General features: G+C 48.7%; 25 protein-coding genes. All 25 read left to right on the top strand.

Annotated features, from left to right (window positions below; genetic code table 11):
• The first annotated feature begins 3 nt into the window (after positions 1 to 3).
• The 25 genes from AACQ93_RS12960 to flhA all read left to right on the top strand — a co-directional run bounded on the left by AACQ93_RS12960 (position 4) and on the right by flhA (position 25,240).
• Entirely contained in the window at positions 4 to 1,152 is a 1,149-nt protein-coding gene (locus AACQ93_RS12960) for a flagellin (RefSeq protein WP_064605462.1), read from the top strand.
• Between the two features lie 348 nt (positions 1,153 to 1,500).
• Positions 1,501 to 2,652: a flagellin gene (locus AACQ93_RS12955; RefSeq protein ID WP_064605460.1), complete on the top strand. Its 1,152-nt coding sequence runs from the start codon at positions 1,501 to 1,503 to the stop codon at positions 2,650 to 2,652.
• A gap of 64 nt (positions 2,653 to 2,716) precedes the next feature.
• Entirely contained in the window at positions 2,717 to 3,175 is a 459-nt protein-coding gene (locus AACQ93_RS12950; RefSeq protein ID WP_064605458.1) for a flagellar protein FlaG, read from the top strand.
• Positions 3,176 to 3,198: 23 nt separating this feature from the next.
• Positions 3,199 to 4,572 (top strand): flagellar filament capping protein FliD, encoded by a 1,374-nt coding sequence (gene fliD, locus AACQ93_RS12945; protein ID WP_064605456.1) that lies wholly within the window; start codon positions 3,199 to 3,201, stop codon positions 4,570 to 4,572.
• 30 nt (positions 4,573 to 4,602) lie between these two features.
• The gene (locus AACQ93_RS12940) at positions 4,603 to 4,887 is read left to right on the top strand and encodes a hypothetical protein (RefSeq protein WP_064605454.1); all 285 of its coding nucleotides are present in this window, start codon (positions 4,603 to 4,605) and stop codon (positions 4,885 to 4,887) included.
• Between the two features lie 17 nt (positions 4,888 to 4,904).
• Positions 4,905 to 5,309: a flagellar export chaperone FliS gene (fliS, locus tag AACQ93_RS12935; RefSeq protein ID WP_064606703.1), complete on the top strand. Its 405-nt coding sequence runs from the start codon at positions 4,905 to 4,907 to the stop codon at positions 5,307 to 5,309.
• A gap of 291 nt (positions 5,310 to 5,600) precedes the next feature.
• Positions 5,601 to 7,055 carry a sigma-54 dependent transcriptional regulator gene (locus AACQ93_RS12930; RefSeq protein WP_064605452.1) on the top strand — a complete coding sequence of 485 codons (1,455 nt, stop codon included), beginning with the start codon at positions 5,601 to 5,603 and terminating at the stop codon, positions 7,053 to 7,055.
• Between the two features lie 138 nt (positions 7,056 to 7,193).
• Positions 7,194 to 8,261 (top strand): sensor histidine kinase, encoded by a 1,068-nt coding sequence (locus AACQ93_RS12925; protein WP_064605450.1) that lies wholly within the window; start codon positions 7,194 to 7,196, stop codon positions 8,259 to 8,261.
• Entirely contained in the window at positions 8,261 to 9,643 is a 1,383-nt protein-coding gene (locus tag AACQ93_RS12920; protein ID WP_064605448.1) for a sigma-54-dependent transcriptional regulator, read from the top strand. The genes AACQ93_RS12925 and AACQ93_RS12920 overlap by 1 nt, the downstream gene beginning before the upstream one ends.
• Positions 9,644 to 9,783: 140 nt before the next feature.
• The gene (gene fliE / locus AACQ93_RS12915) at positions 9,784 to 10,095 is read left to right on the top strand and encodes a flagellar hook-basal body complex protein FliE (protein WP_064605446.1); all 312 of its coding nucleotides are present in this window, start codon (positions 9,784 to 9,786) and stop codon (positions 10,093 to 10,095) included.
• 15 nt (positions 10,096 to 10,110) lie between these two features.
• Positions 10,111 to 11,859 (top strand): flagellar basal-body MS-ring/collar protein FliF, encoded by a 1,749-nt coding sequence (gene fliF, locus AACQ93_RS12910; RefSeq protein ID WP_064605444.1) that lies wholly within the window; start codon positions 10,111 to 10,113, stop codon positions 11,857 to 11,859.
• On the top strand, positions 11,852 to 12,892 hold the full coding sequence (fliG, locus tag AACQ93_RS12905) for a flagellar motor switch protein FliG (protein ID WP_064605442.1): 1,041 nt from the start codon (positions 11,852 to 11,854) through the stop codon (positions 12,890 to 12,892). The genes fliF and fliG overlap by 8 nt, the downstream gene beginning before the upstream one ends.
• 41 nt (positions 12,893 to 12,933) lie before the next feature.
• A complete protein-coding gene (gene fliH, locus AACQ93_RS12900) occupies positions 12,934 to 13,737 on the top strand; it encodes a flagellar assembly protein FliH (RefSeq protein ID WP_064605440.1) in 804 nt (267 codons plus the stop codon).
• A complete protein-coding gene (gene fliI, locus AACQ93_RS12895) occupies positions 13,737 to 15,062 on the top strand; it encodes a flagellar protein export ATPase FliI (RefSeq protein ID WP_064605438.1) in 1,326 nt (441 codons plus the stop codon). The genes fliH and fliI overlap by 1 nt, the downstream gene beginning before the upstream one ends.
• A 2-nt stretch (positions 15,063 to 15,064) precedes the next feature.
• Entirely contained in the window at positions 15,065 to 15,508 is a 444-nt protein-coding gene (gene fliJ / locus AACQ93_RS12890; protein WP_064605436.1) for a flagellar export protein FliJ, read from the top strand.
• A gap of 74 nt (positions 15,509 to 15,582) precedes the next feature.
• On the top strand, positions 15,583 to 17,478 hold the full coding sequence (locus tag AACQ93_RS12885; protein WP_064605434.1) for a flagellar hook-length control protein FliK: 1,896 nt from the start codon (positions 15,583 to 15,585) through the stop codon (positions 17,476 to 17,478).
• A 54-nt stretch (positions 17,479 to 17,532) separates the two neighbouring features.
• Positions 17,533 to 18,027, top strand: a complete 495-nt coding sequence (fliL, locus tag AACQ93_RS12880; protein WP_064605432.1) for a flagellar basal body-associated protein FliL — start codon at positions 17,533 to 17,535, stop codon at positions 18,025 to 18,027.
• 7 nt (positions 18,028 to 18,034) lie between these two features.
• Positions 18,035 to 19,087 carry a flagellar motor switch protein FliM gene (fliM, locus tag AACQ93_RS12875; protein ID WP_007466487.1) on the top strand — a complete coding sequence of 351 codons (1,053 nt, stop codon included), beginning with the start codon at positions 18,035 to 18,037 and terminating at the stop codon, positions 19,085 to 19,087.
• A gap of 16 nt (positions 19,088 to 19,103) precedes the next feature.
• Positions 19,104 to 19,496: a flagellar motor switch protein FliN gene (fliN, locus tag AACQ93_RS12870; protein ID WP_064605430.1), complete on the top strand. Its 393-nt coding sequence runs from the start codon at positions 19,104 to 19,106 to the stop codon at positions 19,494 to 19,496.
• Between the two features lie 8 nt (positions 19,497 to 19,504).
• Complete coding sequence (gene fliO, locus AACQ93_RS12865) at positions 19,505 to 19,915, top strand: flagellar biosynthetic protein FliO (RefSeq protein WP_084419151.1); 411 nt, start codon at positions 19,505 to 19,507, stop codon at positions 19,913 to 19,915.
• Positions 19,902 to 20,753 carry a flagellar type III secretion system pore protein FliP gene (gene fliP / locus AACQ93_RS12860; RefSeq protein WP_064605429.1) on the top strand — a complete coding sequence of 284 codons (852 nt, stop codon included), beginning with the start codon at positions 19,902 to 19,904 and terminating at the stop codon, positions 20,751 to 20,753. Before fliO ends, fliP begins: the two co-directional genes overlap by 14 nt.
• Before the next feature lie 18 nt (positions 20,754 to 20,771).
• Entirely contained in the window at positions 20,772 to 21,041 is a 270-nt protein-coding gene (gene fliQ, locus AACQ93_RS12855) for a flagellar biosynthesis protein FliQ (protein WP_007466483.1), read from the top strand.
• Positions 21,042 to 21,071: 30 nt separating this feature from the next.
• Complete coding sequence (gene fliR / locus AACQ93_RS12850) at positions 21,072 to 21,854, top strand: flagellar biosynthetic protein FliR (protein WP_007466482.1); 783 nt, start codon at positions 21,072 to 21,074, stop codon at positions 21,852 to 21,854.
• Position 21,855: 1 nt separating this feature from the next.
• A complete protein-coding gene (flhB, locus tag AACQ93_RS12845; protein ID WP_064605427.1) occupies positions 21,856 to 22,986 on the top strand; it encodes a flagellar biosynthesis protein FlhB in 1,131 nt (376 codons plus the stop codon).
• Positions 22,987 to 23,143: 157 nt separating this feature from the next.
• Complete coding sequence (flhA, locus tag AACQ93_RS12840) at positions 23,144 to 25,240, top strand: flagellar biosynthesis protein FlhA (protein WP_036800140.1); 2,097 nt, start codon at positions 23,144 to 23,146, stop codon at positions 25,238 to 25,240.
• Positions 25,241 to 25,261 lie beyond the last annotated feature (21 nt).

The following is a 25,261-nucleotide window of genomic DNA, read 5'->3' as shown; positions in this document are numbered from 1 at the left end:
AAAATGGGTGTAACAGTAAACACCAACGTGTCTGCCATGACTGCGCAGCGTTACCTGGGCAAAGCAACAAGCGATCTTAATACCTCAATGGAACGTCTTTCTACAGGTAGTAAGATTAACAGTGCTAAAGATGATGCTGCAGGTCTGCAGATTTCGAACCGATTGGTTGCGCAGACGCGCGGCCTGAATGTCGCAATGCGTAACGCCAATGACGGTATTTCTATTGCACAGACCGCAGAAGGTGCGATGCAGGAATCAACCAGTATCCTGCAGCGTATGCGTGACCTGTCACTACAGTCTGCGAACGGTGCTAACTCCAACGAAGACCGTGAGGCAATCCAACAGGAAGTAACTGCACTTCAGGATGAATTGAACCGTATCGCGGAAACTACAGCCTTTGGTGGTCGTAAGCTGCTTAACGGAACATTCGGTGAAGCTGCATTCCAGATTGGTGCGGACTCAGGTGAAGCCTTGATCATGGGTATGGACAGTGTCCGTGCTGATTATGACAAAATGGGTGGCAGCCTATTAGTGTCGACCACGAAAATTGAGCCGAAAGCGATTCTGAACGCTGATGCCAAAATAAGCTTCCAGGTTACTGATAAGCTGGGCAATGTTTCTGATGTGAGTGTTGACCTGCTTAAAGGTGACGACATCGAAGAGATCGCAACTCGAATCAATGGTCAGAATAGTTCTGTTAATGCCTCGGTGAGCGAAGAAGGCGAGCTTCAGTTGTTTGCTGATGGCGGTACGCTGGCTGTGACTCAGGGCAAGATGAGCATGATGAACGAAGACGGTAAAGTGGTTCCGGGTGATATCACCGGTACATCACAGAACGTTACTGTCGGTGGTATTAATGTGGAATCTGTAGGCGGCGCACAGCAGGCCGTGCCAATTATCGATGCCGCTTTGAAATACATTGATACTCAGCGTGCAGACCTGGGTGCGAAACAGAACCGTTTAGGCCATACCATTAACAACTTGGCGAACGTATCTGAAAACGTATCTGAGTCTAACAGCCGAATCCGCGACACAGATTTCGCAAAAGAAACAACGGAAATGACGAAGAGCCAGATCCTGCAGCAAGCAAGTACTTCTATTCTTGCGCAGGCAAAACAGGTTCCTCAGGCTGCAATGAACCTGCTGCAATAATTTTCCGAACTCAGATGAGCGAAAACGGCAAGGGGGCAACCCCTTGCCGTTTTTGTTTGTGGTGAAAGTGAACCTATTTTGCCTTTTCTCTCCATACATTCGTTTTTTCTTTCTTGTAAGTTTCAAGAAGGCATTGGTGGTTAAGCTGTTGATTTGTATTGATTTAAACTTTATTGTGCGCTGTCGGTTTTTTATGAGCTTGATCACATTTCAGAACTACCACAAAAAAAATCAAAAAAAATCTTAAAGGTTTCCAACCGTATGCCGTTAAAACTCATGTACAAAGAATAACTAGGTTTTTCCGGCTGGGCTGGTCAAGCCATATCGAACACTTTAAGGAGAGACATTATGGCAGTTACAGTAAATACTAACGTTTCTGCAATGACCGCTCAGCGCTACCTGGGTCAGGCGACCGAAGCTCAAAGTAACTCAATGGAGCGTCTTGCTACTGGTAGCAAGATCAATAGTGCAAAAGATGATGCAGCTGGTCTTCAGATATCTAACCGTTTGGAAACTCAGAGCCGTGGTCTTGACGTAGCAGTACGTAACGCCAACGACGGTATCTCGATGGCACAGACCGCTGAAGGTTCTATGCAGGAAACAACAAGCATCCTGCAACGTATGCGTGACCTGGCACTGCAGTCGTCTAACGGTTCTAACTCACAAGAAGACCGTAACTCTATCCAGGAAGAAGTAACAGCGCTGAACGACGAACTTAACCGTATCGCAGAAACAACTTCTTTCGGTGGTACTAAGCTACTGAACGGTACTTTTGGTTCTCGCTCATTCCAGGTTGGTGCTGACTCTGGTGAAGCAGTTCAGATGAACTTCAAGAACATCCGTTCAGATGAAGCGAAGATGGGTGGTAGCATGCTGGTTTCAACCAAGACTGCACCAGCTGACTCTACACTGAAAGCCGATACGACAATTGGTCTGACAGTTACTGACAAGATCTCTGGTGTGGCGACTGATATCAGTGTTGACTTGGTTAAAGGCGACGATATCGAAGAAATCGCGACTCGCATTAACGGTCAGAACGACCAGATCAACGCATCAGTTTCTGAAAAAGGCGAGCTTCAGCTGTTCACTTCAGAAGGTACAGTTGGCGTTAAGACCGGTGCAATGACCATGGTTGGCAGTGACGGTAAAGACGTTGATGCAACAATCGGTGGTGTTGCGGCAGACAAGACTGTTTCTGAGATTGACGTAACCTCCGTTGGTGGTGCACAGCAGGCTGTTGCTGTTCTTGATGGTGCGATGAAGTATGTTGATTCACACCGTGCAGAGCTGGGTGCATCTCAGAACCGTCTGAACCACACAATCAACAACCTGGACAACGTTAACGAGAACGTAAACGCATCGAACAGCCGTATCCGCGATACTGACTTTGCGAAAGAAACAACTAACATGACGAAGAACCAGATTCTTTCTCAGGCTTCTACGTCTATCCTGGCTCAGGCAAAACAGGCTCCTCAAGCCGCTCTAAGCCTGCTAGGTTAATACCTCCGTATAACGGCAAGGAGGCACCTCCTTGCCGTTTTCTGCTTTCAGAAGGTGAAAGAATATGGATGTCAAACCCGTTTCTACTTCTTCACTTCCTACTCGTTCTTCTGAGAATGGCACCCATTCTTCTGTTGGCACAAATATTGCTAATAAATCTGGTAGTAGTACTCAGGGGACACCCGCTGCCGCTCACTCATCCAATCAACAGCCAGTGGCATCAAGCAGCGATAAAGGTGAGACCGATGTTCGTCGCGTAGAACAAAGCTTCAACATAGAACAACAGCGCCACCTTCAGCGTGAAGAGCTGGAGAAAGTCGTTGAAAAAATTGAAGAGTTTGTTGGAAATACGCTGAATAAAGGTCTGGCTTTTCGGATTGATGAAGAGTCCGGCAAAAGCATCGTCACTATTTACGATAAACGTACCGGTGATGTGGTTCGCCAAATTCCTGATGAAGATATGTTAGCTTTATCCCGACAGCTTGCCGCTCATTCGGGAGGATTGTTACAGACGAAAGTGTAAACCGACATCATTTGGGGTAGTCAATGAATATAGGCGCAGCAGCCACAGCTTCCGGTTTTGACATCAACGGTATGGTGAACAAAATCGTTGAAGCTGAGCGAGCACCGAAAGAAGCGCGAATCAATGAGCGCCGGGACAACGTCGATGTCAATATCAGTGCCTATGGAAAACTGAAAAGCTCGTTGAATGAACTGAAGTTCATGATGGCTGACTTTCGTCGTAACCATACCTTATCGGCACGTACTGCTTCATCAGATAACAATGAGGTGCTGACAGCAACGGCATCACATGAAGCTATTCCCGGAAAATACACCGTCAAAGTTGACCAGCTTGCACAGTCACACAAGATTGTATCAAGCACATTTGACGAAGATGAAAAAATGGGAGCCGGTAAACTGGCCATCTCTCTGGGGGCAACTAAGTTTGATGTTGAGATCCCAGAGGACGAAAGCAAAATTATTGATGTTGTACGCCTGATAAATCGTCATCCTTCAAATACAGGTGTGATGGCATCAGTTATCAAAGATGATGCCGGTGCGAGATTGGTTCTGTCTGCTGATAAAAGCGGTGAGCAGAATACGATTAAGGTTCGGGTTGATGCGCCACCAGCCAGTACACTGCAAAAGTTTGGCTTCAATGCACATAATGAAGTCAGCCCTATGAGTGAAATGCAGGCTGCGAAGGATGCTAAGGTCGTCATTGATGGTTTGGCCACAGTTACCAGTGACACCAATACGATTAAAGATGCCATTAAAGGCGTTGATCTCAACTTGGTAGCGTTGAAAGACAGTAAGGGTGATTCGGATGCCATTATAGATGTGGCTTATGATCGCGTTGCTGTTGGTGGGGCGATTGAGCAGTTCGTTAACGCCTATAACCAGTTTTATCAAACATCCCAGGAGCTGGCTAAATTTGACCCTGAAACTCAGGAGAAAGGCCCGCTGGTGGGCGATAGTATTATCCGCACGGTAGATAACCAACTTCGTTCAGCATTTTCTGCGCCGATTGAAGGCGCGCCGGAAACAGTAAAAACGCTGAGTGAACTCGGGGTGATGACCACTATGGCCGGGCGACTGGAAATTGACTATGACCTGCTGGATAGACAGCTGGAGCAAAATTTCACCGATGTTGGTGAGTTTTTTGGCAGCCGGAAAGGTTTTGCCCGCCGGATCGAAGATTTGGTTCATGCCCATACCGGGATAACAGGCAGTATTAAGAGTCGCCAGAACAGTCTTAACGATCAGATGATGCGTCTGAATAAAGAGCAGACTAATCTGGATCGCCGGATGCAAAGTGTTTATCAGCGTACCCATGATCAGTTTACCGCGATGGATGGAGCTATGGGGCAGATGAAAGGCCAGCTTAGCTCTATGATGAGTATGATGCCGGCGGCATAATCAATTAGGAATTAGGTGAGAGAGTAAAACATGCAACGTTTACAACAGTTGGATAGCCAACTGGAGGCAATGCTCTCCACCGATGGAGATGTGGATCCGCAACTTTTGCAGCAGTTGCTGCAGCAGCGTGAACAGATCTTGCATGAATTAATGGCGGAGCCTGAACTGCTGGAAAAATCAGCATGGCAGGCAGCCGTTGAACGAACGTCGTGTTTGCTTGAGCAGATCAGTCAACGCCGGGATCAATCTGCAGGCCAACTTCAGCGACTACAGCACGGGCAACGCTCGATGCAGGTATACAATAAATTTCGGTAAGGTTAGAAAAAATGGCAATGAGAGGATCTCTACAGGCTTATAAACGAGTCTCAGTGGATAGTCAGCTGACATCAGCATCACCACACCGAGTGATCTCGATGTTAATGGCTGGAGCAATTGAGCGCTTGATCCAAGGCAAGGCTGCTATGCAGCAAGGCTCAATTGCAGTTAAAGGTGAACGCTTGGGCAAGGCGTTGGATATTGTGATTAGTTTACGCAGCTGTCTTTCTATGGAAGACGGTGGTGATATTGCGTCAAACTTAGATTCACTTTATGACTTTATGATTCAGCAAATTTATAAGGCAAACCAAGATAATGTGCCTGAGCCTGTTGATGATGTAATTGACATGCTGCGCGAAATTAAAGTTGCTTGGGACCAGATCCCTGCCGAATACCATAATATGACGCAGCTGGATATGTAATAACACCTTCCTGCTTTGTGCAATCAGTTTATTATTGGCTTCCTCCTTCAGGAAGCCAAAAAATAAACTAAAATGATCTGGATTGCACTTTCCTTTGTACAGGGTTCACAGCTTTTGTGTGTCCTTAGTTGCCTTATGCTGAGCTTTTATTACAATGGAAAGCAATAATTTTTGGTTGCTGTTCCTCAGTAATACAAAATTGAATAACTTCATAAAAATTTGAAAGTTGTTCAGTTTGGTATAAAAGCCACAGAAATAGAAATTCCTATAAAGGCAGGCAATATCTCTCCTATGCAAGGTTTAGCTAAAACCCTCGTAATTGATGACGATCAGCAGCATCGTCATGACCTTGGCGTCATTCTTAATTTTGTTGGAGAACAGCATGAGGCTTTCTCTACGCGCGAGGTGGAAAATTCGCTTTGGGAAAAGGATTGGAGTGCCTGTTTACTGGGTAAAATAAGTACCGGTAAGTCACTTAGCAAGATTCTTGACTACCTGCGAATTCACAATCATATCCCGGTTATAGCGCTATCGGATCATGCCGGCGAATTGGCAGGGTTCCCTAATTATGTTGGTGAACTCGAGTTGCCGCTGAATTACGCACAGTTGTCTGATGCATTGCGTCATTGCCAGGAGTTTCTTGGTAAGCGCGCTTATCAGGTTCCTCAGCTGGCCCGAAAGAATACGTTATTCCGTAGTATGGTTGGTCGTAGCGAAGCGATCAGTGAGATCCGTCATCTGGTTGAACAGGTGGCGGGTACAGATGCCAGTGTGTTAATTCTGGGTGAATCAGGCACCGGTAAAGAGGTCGTGGCTCGTAATATTCATTACCACTCGTCCCGGGGTAAAGGTCCTTTTGTGCCGGTTAACTGTGGTGCTATTCCACCTGACTTACTGGAAAGTGAACTGTTTGGTCACGAAAAAGGGGCATTCACCGGCGCTATTTCTGCCCGTAAAGGTCGCTTTGAGTTGGCTGAAGGCGGTACTTTATTCCTGGATGAAATTGGTGATATGCCAATGGCGATGCAGGTTAAATTACTGCGTGTGCTTCAGGAACGCTGTTTTGAGCGTGTTGGCGGTAATTCCACGATTAAGGCTAATGTTCGGATCATTGCGGCAACGCACCGTAATCTGGATGAGATGATCAAAGAAAATACGTTCCGAGAGGATTTGTATTATCGACTGAATGTTTTCCCGATCGAGATGCCGGCGTTGCGTGAGCGTATCTGTGATATTCCGTTGTTGCTGCAGGAACTGCTGGCTCGTATGGAAGCAGAAGGCGCGAAACGTGTCCACTTTACACCTCGAGCTATTACTTCTTTGATGGATCACGACTGGCCGGGTAATGTCCGTGAATTGGCAAACCTGGTTGAGCGTCTGATCATTCTGTATCCGGGTGAAATGGTGGATGTAAATCACCTGCCGATGAAGTACCGTTACAATGACTTGCCGGACTTCCAGCCGGAGGATCAATTCCTGTCGACAGAAGATCAGGAGCGAGCTGCGTTGGCTGATATGTTCGCTACCAGTTATGCTGAACCGGAAGTGCCGTCGGTGAATGATCTTCCGCCTGAAGGAGTTAATCTGAAGGAAATGCTGGCAGAGCTTGAAGTGGAAATGATCCGCCAGGCACTTGAGGCGCAGACAGGCGTAGTAGCTCGTGCTGCTGACATGCTGGGTATGCGACGTACGACGCTGGTAGAAAAAATGCGTAAGTACGGCCTGAACAAGGAAGACCTTCGCTAAGCTCCCTAAATCCGACGGTGTCATATTCTTGACACCGTCAATTTTCTTTTCAAAGACATAACCTGTTGATACCATTAATTTTATTTTGGCATAGAAAGTGCTTTATTAGGACTTTTCTGCGAACTGATCAGGTATTTCATGGGCGACAATATATCTCCGCTGGGTTCTCTTACTAAGCAGGTTGGCCGTTACCAGCAGGCGCTGGATGTGATGCCTTCAGGGGTTATTTTTCTCGATTCAAAAGGTGAGGTTTTTGAAGCCAATCCTGAAGCCCTTCGTCTTCTTGGTGAACCGCTTGTCGGCGAGCGATGGTTTTCTGTCATTCAGCGCGCTTTTGCGCCGAAGGAAGATGATGGCCATGAAGTGTCACTGCGCAATGGCCGCAAGGTCAAATTGGCTATCTCGGCATCAGACAGCGGGCAATTGATTTTCATCACCGATATGACAGAAACACGATTATTACAATCACGGATCAGTGAGATGCAGCGACTGTCATCATTGGGCAAAATGGTAGCCTCGTTGGCACATCAGGTCAGAACACCACTTTCAAGCGCAATGTTATATGCCTCGAATTTATCGTCACCAAACCTGAATTCTCAGACTCGTGGCCGCTTTCAGGCCAAATTAGTCGATCGCCTTCATGATCTCGAAAAGCAGGTTAATGATATGCTGCTGTTTGCCAAAGGTGGTGATAACAAGGTTGTTGAGCTGTTTTCACTGGAGAGTCTGCTTAATGAATTTGAAAGCATGGTTGAAACCATGATTGTTTCTAATCAGGTTGATTTCAGTATTGACTGTGATGATGAAAGCCTGAAGGTGTTGGGTAACGCAAACGCCCTTGCCAGTGCAATAAGTAACCTGATTACGAATGCCGTGCAAATGGCAGGAAAGCAATGCAAAGTTGCGGTGAACTGTCAGCAACGAGATGGTGTTATTCATCTTTCGGTGCTGGATAACGGCCCGGGTATTGAGCCTGAGATGCAGGCAAAAATCCTGGAGCCGTTCTTTACGACAAGAAAGCAGGGAACCGGGCTCGGTCTTGCTGTGGTACAAATGGTGGCCTCGGCTCATAAAGGTCACCTGTCTTTGAAATCCGAGCCGGGCCAGGGGGCGTGTTTTACAATCTCGCTGCCTTTGGCCGACGCTCAGGCCGCTATGCCTGAATCCGCCCAAAACGAGAACGAAGCAGCAATTGGAGAGTTATGATGAATCAAAGCCGCGTACTGGTTGTTGAGGATGATGAAGGGCTACGCGAAGCTCTGGTTGATACTTTGGCATTGGCTGGTTACCAGTGGCTGGAGGCCGAAAGTGCCGAGCAGGCCCTGTTGCTGCTGAAATCTGAACCTGTCGATATTGTTGTTTCTGACGTACAGATGGCGGGAATGGACGGTCTGGGTTTGTTGCGCAGTATTAAGCAGCACTGGCCAAAATTACCTGTGTTGCTAATGACCGCTTACGCCAATATCGAAGATGCGGTATCGGCAATGAAAGAAGGCGCGATTGACTACATGGCAAAGCCGTTTGCGCCGGAAGTATTGCTGAATATGGTGAGCCGCTATGCGCCTGTCAAAAATGAGTCAGGCAGGGCGGTTGTTGCCGACGAGAAATCTCTGAAATTGCTGTCACTGGCAGAAAAAGTTGCGAAGACTGATGCCAGCGTTATGGTTCTGGGACCAAGCGGTTCGGGTAAAGAAGTGATGTCACGCTATATCCATGAGCACTCAAACCGTAGCGAAGGCCCTTTCATTGCGATTAACTGTGCTGCGATTCCAGACAACATGCTGGAAGCAACCCTGTTTGGTTACGAAAAAGGTGCGTTTACCGGTGCGGTACAGGCCTGTCCGGGGAAATTTGAGCAGGCGCAGAGCGGCACAATCCTTCTTGATGAAATCAGCGAAATGGATTTGAACCTGCAGGCAAAACTTCTACGTGTTCTTCAAGAACGCGAAGTAGAACGTCTTGGTAGCCGAAAAAGCATCAAACTGGATGTTCGGGTACTGGCTACCAGTAACCGGGATCTGAAACAGTATGTGGCTGAAGGTCACTTCCGCGAAGATTTGTATTATCGTCTTAATGTATTTCCGTTAGTATGGCCTGCACTGGCTGAGCGAAAAGGCGATATCGCTCCGCTGGCTACCTACCTGACAGAACGTCATTGTGTGAAGCAGGGACTGCCAGTGCCAAAAATCAGTCAGACAGCATTGTTGAAGTTGCAGCAGTACGGTTGGCCGGGTAATGTGCGCGAACTGGATAATGTCATTCAGCGCGCCTTGATCCTTTGCGATGGCAGTAATATCGAAAATGAACACATTTTGCTGGAAGGACTTGACTGGCTGGATGCACAAAGCCTGCAAACCGCGGTAGAATCAACGGCCGTTGTACCGAATGTTGAACCTGTTCAGGTTTCCGGTTCAACGGAAGGTTTGGGCGGAGAGCTTCGAGAGCAGGAATTTGCCATTATTCTTGAGACTATCCGGGCTTGCGACGGGCGTCGGAAAGATGTCGCTGAGAAATTAGGGATCAGTCCGCGAACCCTTCGTTATAAACTGGCGAAAATGCGTGACGCCGGGATAGAGATCCCGGTTTAGGGTGAGAATTCTATTTTATTGGCATTTTAAGCCGACTTGGCGTTAAGCTTGCAGGAAACAGTAGAAAAGTATCTCAAACGAATAAAAATCGTCACTATTTTGATTAAAGTGACAATCTTTTGACTGTGCGGGGAAGAGTTATGAAAGTCAACGGACTACAAGCCGAATTGCAGGCGATGAAACTGGAAGCCCAGAGTACAAACCGTCCGGCAACCAGCCAGCAGGTTAGTGCCGATTTTGGTGCTGTGTTGGGTGATGCCATTAAGACAGTAAATAATCTTCAGTCTGCGTCGAGTGAACTGGCGACACGTTTTGATGAGGGAGACCGTAACGTATCCCTGTCTGATGTGATGATTGCTCGTAACAAGTCCAGTGTTGCATTTGAAGCGACCGTTCAGGTCCGCAACAAGCTGGTAGAAGCGTATAAAGAACTAATGAACATGCCAGTTTAATTCGGGAATTAATCAGTGTCTGAACCATCTTCAAACAATGAGTTAGCTGTTGCTGGTAATGCTCCTGCTCCGGTTGTTTCCGATACCGAGCTTGAATTGCAGGATCCTGATACAGAAGAGAAGAGTGCCACGCGTGTCGATAGCATGCTGGGTAACCTTGATTTGTTACGCCAGGTTATTCTGGTGCTTTCTGTTGCGATCTGTGTGGCATTGATTGTATTGGTTGTTTTCTGGTTGCGTGAGCCGGAGATGCGACCACTCGGCACCTTTGAAACAGAAGAGCTTATCCCTATTCTTGATCACTTTGATCAGAAAAAAATCGAGTACACCCTGGATGGAAATACGATTCGTGTTCCCGCAGATACGTTTTCATCTATAAAGCTCGAAATGACCCGCGCTGGCCTGAATAGCACCGTTCAGGAAGGGGATGAGATTCTGCTTAAAGACATGGGGTTCGGTGTTTCCCAGCGTCTTGAGCGCGAGCGCCTGAAGCTGAGCCGTGAGCGTCAGCTGGCAAGGGCTATCGAGCAAATCCGTCAGGTACGTAAAGCGCAGGTTCTGCTGGCTATGCCAAAGCAGAGTGTGTTTGTTCGTCATAATCAAGAAGCTTCAGCCACCGTATTTTTGACACTGGGTGGAAATGGCTCTCTGGGTCAGCAAGAGGTTGACTCGATTGTTGATATGGTGGCAACGGCAGTTCCAAGTTTGAAGCCGACCCGTGTAACTGTTACTGATCAGCACGGACGTCTGCTGAGCTCGGGTACAGAAGATCCTGCTGCGACCGCACAGCGCAAGGAATATGAGCTTGAGCGTAAACAGGAGCAGGCGCTGCGTGAAAAAATTGACGCTATCCTGATCCCGGTCCTGGGTTTGGGTAATTACACCTCTCAGGTTGACGTGACGATGGACTTCAGCGCAATTGAAGAAACGCAGAAGAAATACGATCCGTCTACACCGTCTACCCGAAGTGAATATACGCTGGAAGATTATAATAACGGCAACATTGTTGCTGGTATTCCGGGAGCTCTGAGTAATCAGCCGCCGGCAGATTCTTCCATCCCGCAGGATATTGCTGAGCTGCAGTCAGGCAAAGGATCGAATAACGGTTCGGTTCATCGTGAGTCTACCCGTAACTTCGAGCTGGATACCAAGATTCGCCATAAGCGGGCTCAAACTGGCGTCATCAGCCGCCAGACAGTGTCGGTCGCGATTGACTACAAGCAGGTTGTGAATCCTGAAACCGGTGAGATCACACGCGTTCCTGTCAGTGAAGCAGAGCTTGTTAAAATCAGCCGTCTGTTGAAAGGAGGTGTAGGTTTCTCAGATCTGCGGGGCGATATGTTGGAAGTGATTTCTGTACCGTTCGCTGTTCCGGAAGAAGAACAGATAGCGGATCTGCCAATTTGGGAACATCCGAATTTCAATACCTGGATCCGTTGGCTGGCTGCTGCACTGGTTATTATTGTTATCATGCTTGTTATGGTTCGTCCGGCAATGCGTAAGCTGCTTTACCCGAACCAGGCTGCCGATGGAACGCCGTTGGATGAGAATGGTATGCCAATTCTTGCCGGCAGTGATGATGATATTGATTTGATTGGTGCTGAGCTTGATGGGGCTGATGTTCTTGAACTGAGCAGTAGTAGTTTGAATCTGCCGAATCTGCATAAAGATGAAGATCTGTTGAAAGCTGTCAGGGCTCTGGTTGCGAATGAACCGGATCTGGCTGCACAAGTTGTTAAGAATTGGGTGAGTGAAGATGGCTAACGAAGTCGCAACCACAGAAGAGAAAAAGTTTGATGTCTCGACGCTGACTGGGGCTGATAAAGCGGCGATTTTGCTGCTTAGCCTTAGTGAGCAGGATGCGGCCAGTATTATTCGTCACCTGGAGCCGAAGCAAGTTCAGCGTGTCGGTGGAATCATGGCCTCGATGGCAGATTTGAGTCAGGAGAAAGTAGCTGCCGTTCACCGCCACTTCCTGGAAGATATCCAGAAATACACCAGCATCGGTATGGGTAGCGAAGACTTTGTCCGTAATGCTCTGGTTGCTGCGCTGGGTGAAGACAAGGCGAATAACCTGGTTGACCAAATCCTTATGGGTAGCGGCTCCCGTGGCCTGGATTCATTGAAATGGATGGATCCGCGTCAGGTGGCTAGCATTATTCTTAACGAACACCCGCAGATTCAGACGATCGTACTGTCTTACCTGGAACCTGAGCAGTCGGCAGAAATTCTGTCCCAGTTCCCGGAGCGTGTCCGTCTTGACCTTATGATGCGTATCGCCAACCTTGAAGAAGTTCAGCCAGCCGCATTGCATGAGCTGAATGACATCATGGAGAAACAGTTTGCTGGTCAGGCTGGTGCTCAGGCCGCGAAGATTGGTGGTACTAAGGCCGCCGCAGAAATCATGAACTACCTCGACAATAATGTTGAAGGTCTGTTGATGGATCAGATCCGTGAAAACGATGAAGACATGGCTGCTCAGATTGAAGATCTGATGTTCGTGTTCGACAACCTGGCCGAGGTGGACGATCGTGGTATCCAGACATTGCTGCGCGATGTACCTCAGGAACTGCTGCAGAAAGCCCTCAAGGGGGCAGACGATATGTTGCGTGACAAGATTCTGCGTAATATGTCGAAGCGTGCGGCAGAAATGTTGCAGGATGATCTTGAGGCAATGGGACCAATTCGTGTTGCTGACGTTGAAGCTGCACAGAAAGAGATCCTGTCCATTGCACGTCGCCTGTCTGATGCCGGTGAATTGATGTTGTCCGGAGGAGGTGCTGATGAATTCTTGTAATGTTGCCCTTAATACAAAGAGCTGCGCACTAGGGACAAACTATGTCTTTTGAACGTCGTCGTGGGTTCCTGCGCGTAACTGAGCATCAGGCGCAGGAGCTGGAACGCTGGGCTTATCCGGATTATGCCGATGACCACAGCGCTCCGATCGACAATGCCATAAATTATGACCCGCAATGGCAGCCTGAACTTCCCGAAGAAGAGGAAGAACAGGGCCCGCCGCCGCTGACGGCTGCTGATCTGGAAGATATTCGTCATTCTGCTTATGAAGAAGGCCATGCTGAAGGTATCGCAGCCGGTCATGCCGAAGGCTTTGAAGTAGGCAAAAAAGAAGGGCTGGAAGCTGGCCAGCAGGAAGGTCTGGAGCAGGGGCTACAGCAAGGGCTGGAACAGGGACAGGTTCAGATTAACGAGCACGTTGCTCACCTTACAGCGCTGATTGAGAAGCTGGCAACGCCGCTGCAGCAGCTTGACAGTGATGTGGAAAATCAAGTGCTGAACATGGTGACCAGTTTAGCTCGGGAACTTATCCGGGTTGAAGTTCAGACAAATCCGCAGGTGATTTTGAACACGATTCGTGAAGTCATCGGTGCGCTACCAATTGTAGACCGTCAGGTACAAGTCCATCTCCATCCGGAAGATTTAGAGCTCGTTAAACAGGCATACGGTGAAGAAAACCTGAGTGAGCGTAACTGGAGCCTTCAGGCTGAGCCGTCACTGAATCGTGGTGACTTGCAGGTTCAATCAGGCGATTCCAGTATCGATTATATGATGGAAGATCGTATTCGTCATTTGCTTAATCAATTCAATGGGGTGAACAGTCAGCAGATGAACGGAGGGCAGTAATGTCATCTCCTCTGGCTGAGCGCCTTTCTCGTTACCAAACCCAAAATCTGGCGACCCGCCCGGTCGCTTCCGGACGTCTGGTTCGGGTTGTCGGCCTGACCATTGAAGCAGTTGGTTGTCGTGCGCCTGTTGGTAGTCAGTGTAAAGTTGAAACCATAAACGGTGATATTGAAGCAGAGGTCATTGGTTTTTCCGGAGATACTCTGTTTCTGATGCCAAGTGAGTCGGTCACAGGGATCATGCCCGGTGCTAAAGTGACGCCAATGTTGCAGGACAGTGGCCTGCCGGTCGGAATGGAATTGTTAGGCCGGGTGATTGATGGTTGTGGTAACCCGCTTGACGGACTTGGTGAGATTTATACTGCTAACCGTGCCTCTTTCAATGCTGATGCTATCAACCCACTGGCGCGAAAGCCTATCAAAGAACCCCTCGATGTTGGCCTTAAAGCTGTTAACGGCTGCCTGACTGTCGGTAAAGGTCAGCGTATCGGTTTGTTTGCCGGTTCAGGTGTCGGTAAATCGGTGACACTGGGTATGATGACCCGTGGTACTACAGCACAGGTGGTTGTGGTTGGCCTGATTGGTGAGCGTGGCCGAGAAGTTAAAGAATTCATTGATGAGATCCTTGGTGAAGAAGGCCGTAAACGCGCTGTGGTTGTGGCAGCACCGGCTGATGCCTCGCCGTTGATGCGCCTGAAAGGCTGTCAGACATCTCTGACTATTGCTGAATACTTCCGTGATCAGGGGCTGGATGTGCTGCTGTTAATGGATTCACTTACCCGATTTGCTCAGGCCCAGCGTGAAATTGCTTTGTCGGTGGGTGAGCCGCCGGCAACTAAAGGCTACCCGCCGTCTGTATTCGCCAAACTACCGGCTCTGGTGGAACGTGCCGGTAACGGGGGAGAGCATCAGGGTTCGATTACCGCTTTTTTCACCGTTCTGACCGAAGGTGATGATCTCCAGGATCCGATTGCTGATGCATCGCGGGCAATTCTTGACGGACACATTGTACTCTCCCGTGAAATGGCGGATGCCGGTCACTATCCGGCGATTGATGTTGAGCGTTCTGTCAGTCGTGTAATGCCGGCGATTGTCAGTGAAGAACATATGCTGATGTCTAAGGCGGTTCGTCAGTTGTTGTCGATCTGCCGTAAGAACCAAGATCTGGTATCGATCGGTGCATATAAACCGGGAACAGATCCGAATATTGATCAGGCTTTTAACCTTAAACCTAAGCTGGATGCTTTCCTGCAACAGTCGATGAAAGAATCTGTACCGTATGACATGTGTGTCAACATGCTGCGTTCAGTGTTGAGTGGTAATTAAGAATGTCAGACAGTGCATTGGAGCTGATTTTAGAGCGGGCCAAAGATGACGAACATAAAGCATCCCTTGCCTTGAATAATGCCAGGATCGAACTGGATAACTATTATCAGCAGTTACAACAAATTGAGCAATATCGCCTGGATTACTGTAAGCAGTTGACAGCTCGCGGACTGGATGGTTTGACGGCCAGTTCTTATAGCCACCTTCAGCAATTCCTCGGCTCCCTTGATGAAACGCTGGCTAAGCAAAAAGCCGCCGGTGCGCAGTTTGAAGAGCAGGTCGAGAAGTGCAGCGAATACTGGAATGAAATGCGTAAGAAGCGCCAGTCGATAGAATGGCTTCTGGAGAAGAAACAGGCTGAGCGCCAGGCCCAGCTTGATAAGCAGGAGCAAAAAATGATGGATGAGTTTGCTACCCTGCAGTTTGCCCGCCAGGCTCGTCGGTAGCCTAATATAATATATTGTATGGTACGGTTTTTGCATTCGTTGTTCTAATCGTATTCAACATGTGAAGAGCCTTTATGTTTTCATCCAGTTTATTGACAGCAAAGCCAGCATCTCCGGCTCCCGCTCAAACCGGAAGTGCTAAAGCCACCCCTGCCTCTTCTTCTGAAAGTATCGATTCATCTGTCGACCGAAATAACAGCAGAAGTGAAGACCGCTTTGACAAAGAGCTTCAGTCGGCATCAAACAGTGATAAAAAAGTCGACAGAAAATCGGTAGACAATAAGCAGGATGCTAATAAAGTCGATGAAGAACAAAAGGTTAAGAAAAAATCACAAGCTCAAGCCGATGATGTGAAGGAAAAGGGGCCGGCATCGGATTCTAAGGTTGTCGATAAGTCTGCACCTCCGGAATCTGAAGCGCATGTTGAAGATGCTGAAACTGGTAAGCGTTTGACTGAAAAGGGTGAAAAAGTATCAGCCCAGCTTCTTGATGAGCAGAATGGACAGAACTCCGCCAGCCAGACAGATGAAGAGATATCTGAGCTTGATTCAGGAAAAAAGCAAAAGATAATGAATGATGGTGAAGAGCTGCTTAACCGCCTTTCAGCATCGAACAAACAATTGACGCAACAGGCTGCCGCGTCTCAGGAAGGCAAAGAATTGCCGCAGGCAGTTTCAGAGTCCGGGCAGGTGCAAAATTTGACTTTGCAAGGACAAACAAAACAGGCAGTAAAATCCGAGCCTGAATTAAAAACTGGTAAATTGACCAGTGTCGAAATGGACGGCGAGTATACTGACGAGCAGGCTGAAGGTTTAAGTCAGGAACAACTGGCTCAAGTGTTTGCAGCTCCTTTAGCTGGACAGGCTGCGGCAAACCAGGATGGCAGTGCTGAGAATACTGATGTTCAGGCTGGGCTTGCTGAACAAAGCGCAGCTGACAGCGGTGAAGGAAGCGATGCCGAACCGGCTTTTGCCTTGGGCTCAACGGCCGCGGCGGTCGCAGCTGAAGTTAAAAATATGCAGCAGCCTGGTGATGCGATACAAGCCGGCTCAAAACTGGCTGAAGTGAATTCCGCTGAGTTGAGCGCCGGAACTCAGGCATCTGCGGATATCCCAGCAGACTTGAAAGCCAAACTCGATAGTGTTTTTGCTACAGGAAGTCAGCAGGCTGCAAATCCAGTTTCCGGTTCTGTATTGGGTGAGGCGGCTGCTACTCCATTGGGAGCCCCTTTAACTCAGGCTCAAACTGCTGCACAGAACCAGGCGGTTCAATCTCAGGCAATGAATGCGTTGACGGCGGGAATGATGGCAGCAGAAGGCGCAAATGTTGATGGTGAAGCCGCTGCGAACGGTATGGCAGCAGGTACAGCGGCACTGGCTGCCGCTGTTGATACGGCAGCTCCTGATAACGGAGCTACTGACGCAAAAGCGGAGTTACAGCATTCCGTATCGGGACTGACTACATCTCACGCACAAGCCGCCAAAGCTGAAGCCGCTCAGGCTGCTCAGGCACAGAGTCCGTTGCAACTGAGTAAGGAGCAGGCCGGGGATCAGTTGGCTGAGCGGGTGCAGATGATGATGTCAAAAAATTTGAAGCACGTTGATATTCGCCTTGATCCACCCGAGCTTGGTAAGTTACAGATTAAGTTGTCATTGAATCAGGATCAGGCTTCGGTGCAGTTTACCGTTGGGAACCAGCAGACTCGTGATTTAGTCGAACATGCGATGCCTAGACTGCGGGAATTGTTAAGTCAACAGGGATTGCAGCTTGCCCAGAGTTCAGTACAACAGGATAATTCAAGGCAGCAGTTTGCCGGGCAGTCAAATCAGGATGCCCAGGGGCAGCAGAGCGGTAACGGTGGTCAGCAAGGTGGAGGTTCATCTCGTCATGGTGACTCAGGAACCGGCAATGCTGAACCTTTAGATATGTACGTGAGTCAGTCATCTGACCGCGTCGATTATTATGCATAAAGACAATGGCTCAACCTCGATTGTCTACAACAATAAAGAAAGGAACATACGTTTATGGCTGAGGGCGCAGAAAATTCAGGCGGAAAGAAAAAACTCTTTATTATCATCGCTGTAGTCCTAGTTCTGTTGATCGGTGGTGGTGCTGGCGCATGGTTTATGATGGGGGACAGCTCCTCGTCAGATGAGGAGGTCGCAGAGACTGTGGAGACCGCAGTACCGGCAAAACTTGAGCCAGCATATTATGTGATTCTGCCACAGCCATTTATCTTTAATGTGACAGGTGATAAACGTGATCGCCTTGTTCAGGTAAAAGTGCAGCTGATGGTGCGTGGTGATAGCAATGAGTCGACAGCTAAACAGCACATTCCTCTGATTGAAAGTACTTTGCTGCAAACATTTGGTGCTGCGACGGTTGAGCAGCTGAGAACGATGAATGGCCGAACCGAACTAAGCAAGCAGGCATTGTCTGCGGTACAGGATGCTTTGAATAAAGTGTCCGGCCAGAAAGTCGTTGAGCGCGTGCTCTTTACTGGTTTTGTAATGCAATAGGCTTAATGTGAGTGACTTACTGACCCAAGACGAAATCGATGCCCTGTTACATGGTGTCGATGATGTTGAAGATGATGAGGATTCCGGCCAGGAGAGTGGTGCCGGGGTCGTCCAATTTGACTTCTCATCGCAAGACCGGATTGTTCGTGGGCGGATGCCCACCCTTGAGCTGATCAACGAACGTTTTGCCCGCCATATGCGGGTGAGCTTGTTTAACATGCTTCGTAAAACGGCGGAAGTGTCGATTAACGGCGTGCAGATGATTAAGTTCGGGGAGTACCAGAATACGCTTTATGTTCCGACCAGTTTGAACATGGTTCGTTTCCGCCCGCTCAAAGGTACGGCGCTGATCACAATGGAAGCTCGATTGGTCTTCATTCTGGTAGAAAACTTCTTCGGCGGTGACGGCCGGTTCCACGCCAAGATCGAGGGTCGTGAATTTACCCCGACTGAGCGTCGTATTGTTCAGATGCTGCTGAAATTGGTGTTTGAAGATTACCGTGAAGCCTGGTCGCCGGTTATGGGCGTCGAGTTTGAATATCTGGACTCGGAAGTAAACCCGACAATGGCAAATATTGTCAGCCCGACAGAAGTGATTGTCGTCAGCTCTTTCCATATTGAAGTGGATGGTGGTGGTGGTGACTTCCATGTGGTGATGCCATATTCCATGGTTGAACCGATCCGTGAACTGTTGGATGCCGGTGTCCAGAGTGACAAGATGGATACGGATGTGCGCTGGAGTAAGGCGCTTCGTGATGAGATCATGGATGTGCCAGTCAATATCCGCGCTAAGTTGCTGGATACTGAGCTGTCTCTACGTGACTTGATGGAGTTGCGTCCGGGAGACGTGATTCCGATTGATATGCCGGAAGCGGCCACTGTCTTCGTTGAAGACTTGCCGACCTATCGGGCCAAGATGGGTCAATCAGGCGATAATGTGGCGCTGAAGATAACTGAGAAACTGAAGCGGCCGGATATGGTGAAAACTGACCTGGCCTTCCTCGATCGTGATGAACTGGGAACGGCATTGCTAGGCTTGCATGACGATAACGACGATTAACTAACAGGTGTAATTTATGTCTCAAAATGATCAACAAATTGCTGACGATTGGGCAGCTGCACTCGCTGAGCAAGCCATTGATGAAAGCGTCCAGCCTGCGCCGTTGGAAGAGCTTACCGATGACAGTGCACCTATTACGGATGACGAACGTCGTAAGCTGGATACGATTTTGGATATTCCGGTGACGATTTCAATGGAAGTCGGCCGAACTCAAATCAGTATTCGTAACCTGCTGCAATTGAACCAGGGCTCGGTTGTTGAGCTGGATCGGGTAGCTGGTGAGTCGCTGGATGTCATGGTAAACGGTACGCTGATTGCCCACGGTGAAGTCGTTGTGGTCAATGATAAGTTTGGTATTCGTCTGACTGATGTGATCAGCCAGACTGAGCGAATTAAAAAGCTGCGTTAAGGTTGGTCATGAAAACTCGTTTTTTGCACAACCTTTCAGCCGCAGTTGTTCTGGCCACGGCAGGTATGCCGGCATGGGCCGCTCCTGCTGATGAAATGAATATTGCTACCACGTTGGCGGCACTTATTTTAGTCGTGCTGCTGATTTTATTCCTTGCCTGGCTGTTAAAGCGAATGAAGCTACCGGGTATTCAGGGAGCAGATGGTTCGATGAAAATCATCCGTCAGCTACCAGTCGGTCAGCGTGAGCGGATTGTGCTGCTCCAGGTCGGAGATGAACAACTTTTAGTGGGGGTGACTCAGCAAAATATTTCCTTGCTGAGCAAGCTTGAACAGCCGTTGTCCATGGAAGAGACTCAAAGTGGTGGTGAGTTTGCCGCCCATCTGAACAAGTTACTGAAAAAGAATGATAAGAAATAGTTTCTTTGCCGCCGTTCTGGCGGTTTTTAGCATCTTACTGACTTTCCCTGCGATGGCTGAAACGGCAGATCCTGGCTTATCTTCGGCTGCCGGCAGTAGTGTTACTGTCAGTGAGATGCAGAATGAATCGGGAGCGACGCGCCTGATGACCACTGGTGGAAAGGGGGGGATCCCTGCTTTCTCGGTGACGGTAAACCCGGATGGTAGTGAAGACTACTCGGTGACATTGCAGATCCTGGCGTTAATGACAGCGCTGGGCTTCCTGCCTGCGATTGTGATCCTGATGACATCCTTCACCCGGATTGTGGTGGTGATGTCGATTCTGCGCCAGGCAATGGGTTTGCAACAGACGCCATCGAATCAGGTCATCATAGGTATTGCGATGTTCTTAACCTTTTTCATTATGTCTCCGGTCATTGACCGGATTAATAATGAAGCGGTTCAGCCTTACCTGAATGAGCAGATGACAGCCCCGCAGGCATTGGAAGCAGCCCAGCTACCGTTACGACAGTTCATGCTAAAGCAAACCAGGGTTAAGGACTTGGAAAGCTTCGTAAATATGTCCGGTTCCGATGCGACAGATCCGCAGGAAGTGCCGATGACTGTATTAATTCCGGCTTTCATCACCTCGGAGCTGAAAACCGCATTCCAGATTGGCTTCATGCTGTTCCTGCCATTCCTGGTTATTGACCTTGTTGTAGCTTCGGTTCTGATGGCGATGGGTATGATGATGCTGTCGCCTATGATTGTTTCCCTGCCGTTTAAACTGATGCTGTTTGTATTGGTTGATGGTTGGAACCTGATCCTGTCGACGTTGGCCGGCAGTTTCGGCTCGTAGTGCTGAAGGGGAATTGCTATGACACCTGAAGCGTTTGTCGAAATTTTCCAGGATGCCCTCTACATGGTACTGCTGATGGTGTGTGCCATTGTTGTGCCGGGCTTATTGATTGGTCTGGTTGTTGCGATTTTCCAGGCAGCAACCTCTATCAATGAGCAGACGTTGAGTTTCCTGCCTCGTTTGATTGTCACCTTGTTGGCTCTGATGTTTTTCGGCCACATGATGACTCAGATGCTGATGGATTATTTCTATCGCATTATCGAGCAGATCCCGCAGTTGCTCTATTAGCACTGTTTATTGAAATCAGAGAGTAAGCTCATGTCATACCCGTCAGCCCTATTACTGGAGTGGATTGCCAATTACTTTTGGCCGCTGACCCGTATCTCATCGATGCTGATGGTGATGACCTTTTTCGGAGCCCGTTTTGTGTCAGCCCGGATCCGCTTCTACCTTTCTCTGACTATTACGTTTGCGGTTATGCCGGTGCTGCCTCAGGTACCGCAGCAGTATGAAATTTTATCTGTCGGTGGTTTCCTGATCACTGCCCAGCAGGTCATTATCGGTATTTCGATGGGGCTGGTAACCCAATTCGTCACTCAGACCTTTGTTTTGTTAGGCCAGATTTTGGGTATGCAGTCGAGTTTGGGTTTTGCCTCTATGGTCGATCCGGCTAACGGTCAGAATACTCCGGTACTGGGTCAGTTTTACCTGTTTCTGGCCATCATGCTGTTTCTTGCCACTGACGGTCATTTGACCATGCTTAATATGGTGGTGATGAGCTTTAAAACCCTGCCGATCGGTGAGGCGATGTTTCAGCAGGTGGATTATCATCAGCTGGCTGGCTGGTTCGGTCACATGTTTAAAGCTGGTTTGAATATGGCTCTGGCCGGAATTATTGCCTTGTTGACAGTGAACCTGTCATTCGGCGTGATGACCCGTGCGGCACCGCAGCTAAATATTTTCTCTCTGGGCTTTTCTTTTGCTTTGTTGCTGGGACTGGTGATTAGCTGGTTCCTGGTTGCGGCTATGGTTCCCCAGTACGAATACAACTGGGATATCGGATTTAGCCAGATTTGTAGTTTGATTAGGGTGGATTGCTGATATGTCAGAAGCTGACGGTCAGGAACGTACTGAAGACGCCACGCCCCGAAGGCTTCAGCAGGCGCGGGAAAAGGGGCAAGTACCGCGCTCAAGAGAATTAGCTTCCGTTGTTGTGCTGGTGGCAGGTGCTGTCAGCCTTATGTGGTTTGGCGAAACCCTGGGTAAAGGGTTGGCTGAAGTTATGATGAATATGTTTTCGCTGACCCGTGAAGAGATATTTGATCTTAACAAACTGTTTTCGGTTATTACGTCCTCAGTCTGGCATATCATGTTGCCGTTGTTAATCGTGCTGGCGTTTTTGTATCTGGCAGCGATTATCGGGGCTGTCGGACTCGGGGGGATCAGTTTTTCGGTTGAGGCTGCCAGTCCTAAATTTTCTAAGATAAATCCGGCCAGTGGTATTAAGCGTATGTTCGGCAAGCAGAGTATTGTCGAACTAATTAAATCGATCCTGAAAGTTTCACTGGTGGCTGGTGTTGCGTTTTACCTGATGCGGGCCAGCCTGGAAGATTTTTTCCAGCTCAGTGTCGAAATTTACCCGCAGAACCTGTTTCATGCCTTGGATATTCTGTCTGGTTTTATCCTGTTGATCTGTTGTTCTTTGCTTATTGTTGTGGCGATTGATGTGCCTTATCAGATCTGGCAACACAACGAACAGTTGAAGATGACCAAGCAGGAAGTGAAGGACGAATTCAAAGATACGGAAGGTAAGCCTGAGGTAAAAGGGCGGATCCGTATGTTGCAGCGTGAAATGGCTCAGCGTCGAATGATGGCTGATGTTCCCCAGGCCGATGTTGTGATTACCAACCCGGAGCACTTCTCGGTGGCCTTGCGTTATGATCCGAAAATTGACGCAGCACCGATTGTTATCGCTAAAGGGGTTGATCATATCGCACTCAAGATTCGTGAAATTGCCAATAAGCATGAGATTGATATTGTTCCGGCTCCGCCATTGGCTCGTGCTCTGTACCATACCACTGAGCTGGAACAACAGATCCCTGACGGTCTGTTTACCGCGGTGGCACAGGTGCTGGCATATATCTTCCAATTGAAGCAATACCGCAAAGGTCGTGGGCAGAAGCCGACATTGTCTAAAGAAGCTGGCAATATTCCGCCAGAGTTACGTTACTAACTTCTCTACATCTGCTTTTGAGTAATTAGCTTGTGGTGTCAAAAACATGGCGTCACAAGAGGAACGATTATTGCTACGAAGGTTCCTGTTTGGAGGCGAAAGGGCTAAAATGCCCGGTACTTCCATTGGTATAACCAACTCGACAATAATTAATTGAATGAAGCTTTCGATACCATTTGCGGATAAGCTGCCGCTTTCTCGCTTACAGTCTATGCCATCTCTCGGCGCTCCTGTCATGGTTCTGGCAACCCTGGCTATGGTGGTGTTGCCGATGCCGCCGTTATTGCTGGATATGGCGTTCTCTTTCAATATCGCGCTGGCGCTGGTGGTACTATTGGTTACCGTTTATACCCGCCGCCCGCTCGATTTTGCTGCATTCCCGACCGTCCTGTTAATCGCGACCCTTTTACGCCTTGCGCTGAACGTTGCTTCTACCCGTGTGGTATTACTTTATGGTCATGAAGGTTCTGATGCTGCCGGTCAGGTTATTGACGCGTTCGGTTCGGTGGTGATTGGCGGTAACTATGCCGTTGGTCTGGTAGTGTTCCTGATCCTGATGATTATTAACTTCATGGTTGTTACCAAAGGTGCAGGTCGTATCTCGGAAGTAAGTGCGCGCTTCACCTTGGATGCCTTGCCGGGTAAGCAGATGGCGATTGATGCCGACCTCAATGCTGGCCTGATTGACCAGGAACAGGCGCGAACCCGTCGTTTTGAAGTAACCAAGGAAGCCGACTTCTACGGTTCAATGGATGGTGCCTCTAAGTTCGTAAAAGGTGATGCGATCGCCGGTATCATGATCCTCTGTATTAACATCATAGGTGGTCTGGTCATTGGTATGGGCCAGCATAATCTGGGATTTGGTGAAGCCATCGAAATCTACAGTCTGCTGACTATCGGTGATGGTCTTGTTGCTCAGATCCCGTCATTATTGCTGTCTATTGCCGCTGCCATGATGGTGACTCGTCAAAATACTGACGAGGATATGGGCCAGCAGATGATCTTCCAGATGTTCAATAATCCTCAGGCCTTGATTATCACTGGTGTGATCTTGTTTGTGATGGGAATTGTGCCGGGCATGCCGCATATTCCGTTTCTGCTGCTGGCCGCTTCAATCGGCGGGATTGCATACTGGCGTATGAAGCGAGAAAAAGCTGCTGCAGAGGCCGAGGCAGAAGAGCCGTCAACAGAACTTGCTGTTCAGCCAAGTCAGAAAGAGTTGTCCTGGGATGATGTCCAGCCTGTTGATATTATTGGACTAGAGGTCGGTTATCGTCTAATACCGATGGTAGATAAAGAGCAAGGCGGTGAGTTGCTTGAGCGAGTTAAGGGTGTGCGTAAGAAGCTTTCCCAGGACTTTGGTTTCCTTATTCCGCCGGTCCATATTCGTGACAATCTGGAGTTACCGCCGAATACTTATCGTATAAGCCTGATGGGCGTTGCCTGCGGTGAAGCGAATATCCATCCAAATATGGAGCTGGCGATTAACCCGGGGCAGGTGTTTGGCTCAATTGATGGTGAAGCGACAACAGATCCAGCCTTTGGTCTTGATGCTGTGTGGATTATGGAATCGCAGCGTGAACATGCTCAGGCGCTGGGTTATACCGTAGTTGATTCTGCGACCGTACTGGCAACGCACTTGAGTCAGCTGCTGACCAATAACGCATCGCAGCTGCTTGGTCATGAAGAAGTGCAGAACCTGCTTGAGATGCTTGGCCAGACGACACCGAAACTGGTTGAGGCGTTTGTTCCTGATCAGTTGTCACTGGGTGTGGTGGTGAAAGTGCTGCAGAACCTGCTGCATGAAGGTATTCCAATCCGTGATATTAGGACAATTGTACAGACGTTGTCTGAATACTCCTCGAAGAGTCAAGATCCTGACATCCTGACTGCCGCTGCCCGAATTGGATTGAAGCGCCTGATTTGTCAGGAAATCAATGGCATAGAGCCGGAGTTACCAGTAATAACATTGGTGCCGGAATTGGAACAGTTATTGCATAAAACTATGCAGGCGGCCGGAGGTGAATCTTCCGGTATTGAACCTGGATTGGCAGAGCGCCTGCAGCGTTCATTGACCGAGGCCACTCAGCAGCAAGAGCTGAAAGGGGAGCCTGCCGTACTACTGACTTCCGGTGTATTACGGTCAACGCTTGCTAAGTTTGTCAAAAACACGATTCCGACACTACGCGTACTTTCTTACCAGGAAGTGCCTGATGAAAAACAAATTCGTATTGTCAGCGCCGTGGGTAATTAACAGTGCTTTAAGCACATCAGC

The organism is Photobacterium sp. J15 (assembly GCF_963870815.1).
GTDB lineage: Bacteria > Pseudomonadota > Gammaproteobacteria > Enterobacterales > Vibrionaceae > Photobacterium > Photobacterium marinum.
The sequence above is the reverse complement of the archived record's forward strand: the minus strand, read 5'-3'. Positions and strand labels throughout refer to the sequence as shown.

Coding starts and splice junctions, on each gene's coding strand:
- AACQ93_RS12960 (WP_064605462.1), top strand. CDS start 4: ATGGGTGTAACAGTAAACACCAACGTGTCTGCCATGACTGCGCAGCGT.
- fliG (WP_064605442.1), top strand. CDS start 11,852: ATGGCTAACGAAGTCGCAACCACAGAAGAGAAAAAGTTTGATGTCTCG.
- AACQ93_RS12940 (WP_064605454.1), top strand. CDS start 4,603: ATGCAACGTTTACAACAGTTGGATAGCCAACTGGAGGCAATGCTCTCC.
- AACQ93_RS12885 (WP_064605434.1), top strand. CDS start 15,583: ATGTTTTCATCCAGTTTATTGACAGCAAAGCCAGCATCTCCGGCTCCC.
- fliR (WP_007466482.1), top strand. CDS start 21,072: ATGTCATACCCGTCAGCCCTATTACTGGAGTGGATTGCCAATTACTTT.
- fliN (WP_064605430.1), top strand. CDS start 19,104: ATGTCTCAAAATGATCAACAAATTGCTGACGATTGGGCAGCTGCACTC.
- AACQ93_RS12950 (WP_064605458.1), top strand. CDS start 2,717: ATGGATGTCAAACCCGTTTCTACTTCTTCACTTCCTACTCGTTCTTCT.
- fliP (WP_064605429.1), top strand. CDS start 19,902: ATGATAAGAAATAGTTTCTTTGCCGCCGTTCTGGCGGTTTTTAGCATC.
- AACQ93_RS12925 (WP_064605450.1), top strand. CDS start 7,194: ATGGGCGACAATATATCTCCGCTGGGTTCTCTTACTAAGCAGGTTGGC.
- fliI (WP_064605438.1), top strand. CDS start 13,737: ATGTCATCTCCTCTGGCTGAGCGCCTTTCTCGTTACCAAACCCAAAAT.
- fliS (WP_064606703.1), top strand. CDS start 4,905: ATGAGAGGATCTCTACAGGCTTATAAACGAGTCTCAGTGGATAGTCAG.
- fliE (WP_064605446.1), top strand. CDS start 9,784: ATGAAAGTCAACGGACTACAAGCCGAATTGCAGGCGATGAAACTGGAA.
- fliL (WP_064605432.1), top strand. CDS start 17,533: ATGGCTGAGGGCGCAGAAAATTCAGGCGGAAAGAAAAAACTCTTTATT.
- fliH (WP_064605440.1), top strand. CDS start 12,934: ATGTCTTTTGAACGTCGTCGTGGGTTCCTGCGCGTAACTGAGCATCAG.
- fliJ (WP_064605436.1), top strand. CDS start 15,065: ATGTCAGACAGTGCATTGGAGCTGATTTTAGAGCGGGCCAAAGATGAC.
- fliD (WP_064605456.1), top strand. CDS start 3,199: ATGAATATAGGCGCAGCAGCCACAGCTTCCGGTTTTGACATCAACGGT.
- flhA (WP_036800140.1), top strand. CDS start 23,144: ATGAAGCTTTCGATACCATTTGCGGATAAGCTGCCGCTTTCTCGCTTA.
- fliQ (WP_007466483.1), top strand. CDS start 20,772: ATGACACCTGAAGCGTTTGTCGAAATTTTCCAGGATGCCCTCTACATG.
- fliO (WP_084419151.1), top strand. CDS start 19,505: ATGAAAACTCGTTTTTTGCACAACCTTTCAGCCGCAGTTGTTCTGGCC.
- flhB (WP_064605427.1), top strand. CDS start 21,856: ATGTCAGAAGCTGACGGTCAGGAACGTACTGAAGACGCCACGCCCCGA.
- AACQ93_RS12920 (WP_064605448.1), top strand. CDS start 8,261: ATGAATCAAAGCCGCGTACTGGTTGTTGAGGATGATGAAGGGCTACGC.
- AACQ93_RS12930 (WP_064605452.1), top strand. CDS start 5,601: ATGCAAGGTTTAGCTAAAACCCTCGTAATTGATGACGATCAGCAGCAT.
- AACQ93_RS12955 (WP_064605460.1), top strand. CDS start 1,501: ATGGCAGTTACAGTAAATACTAACGTTTCTGCAATGACCGCTCAGCGC.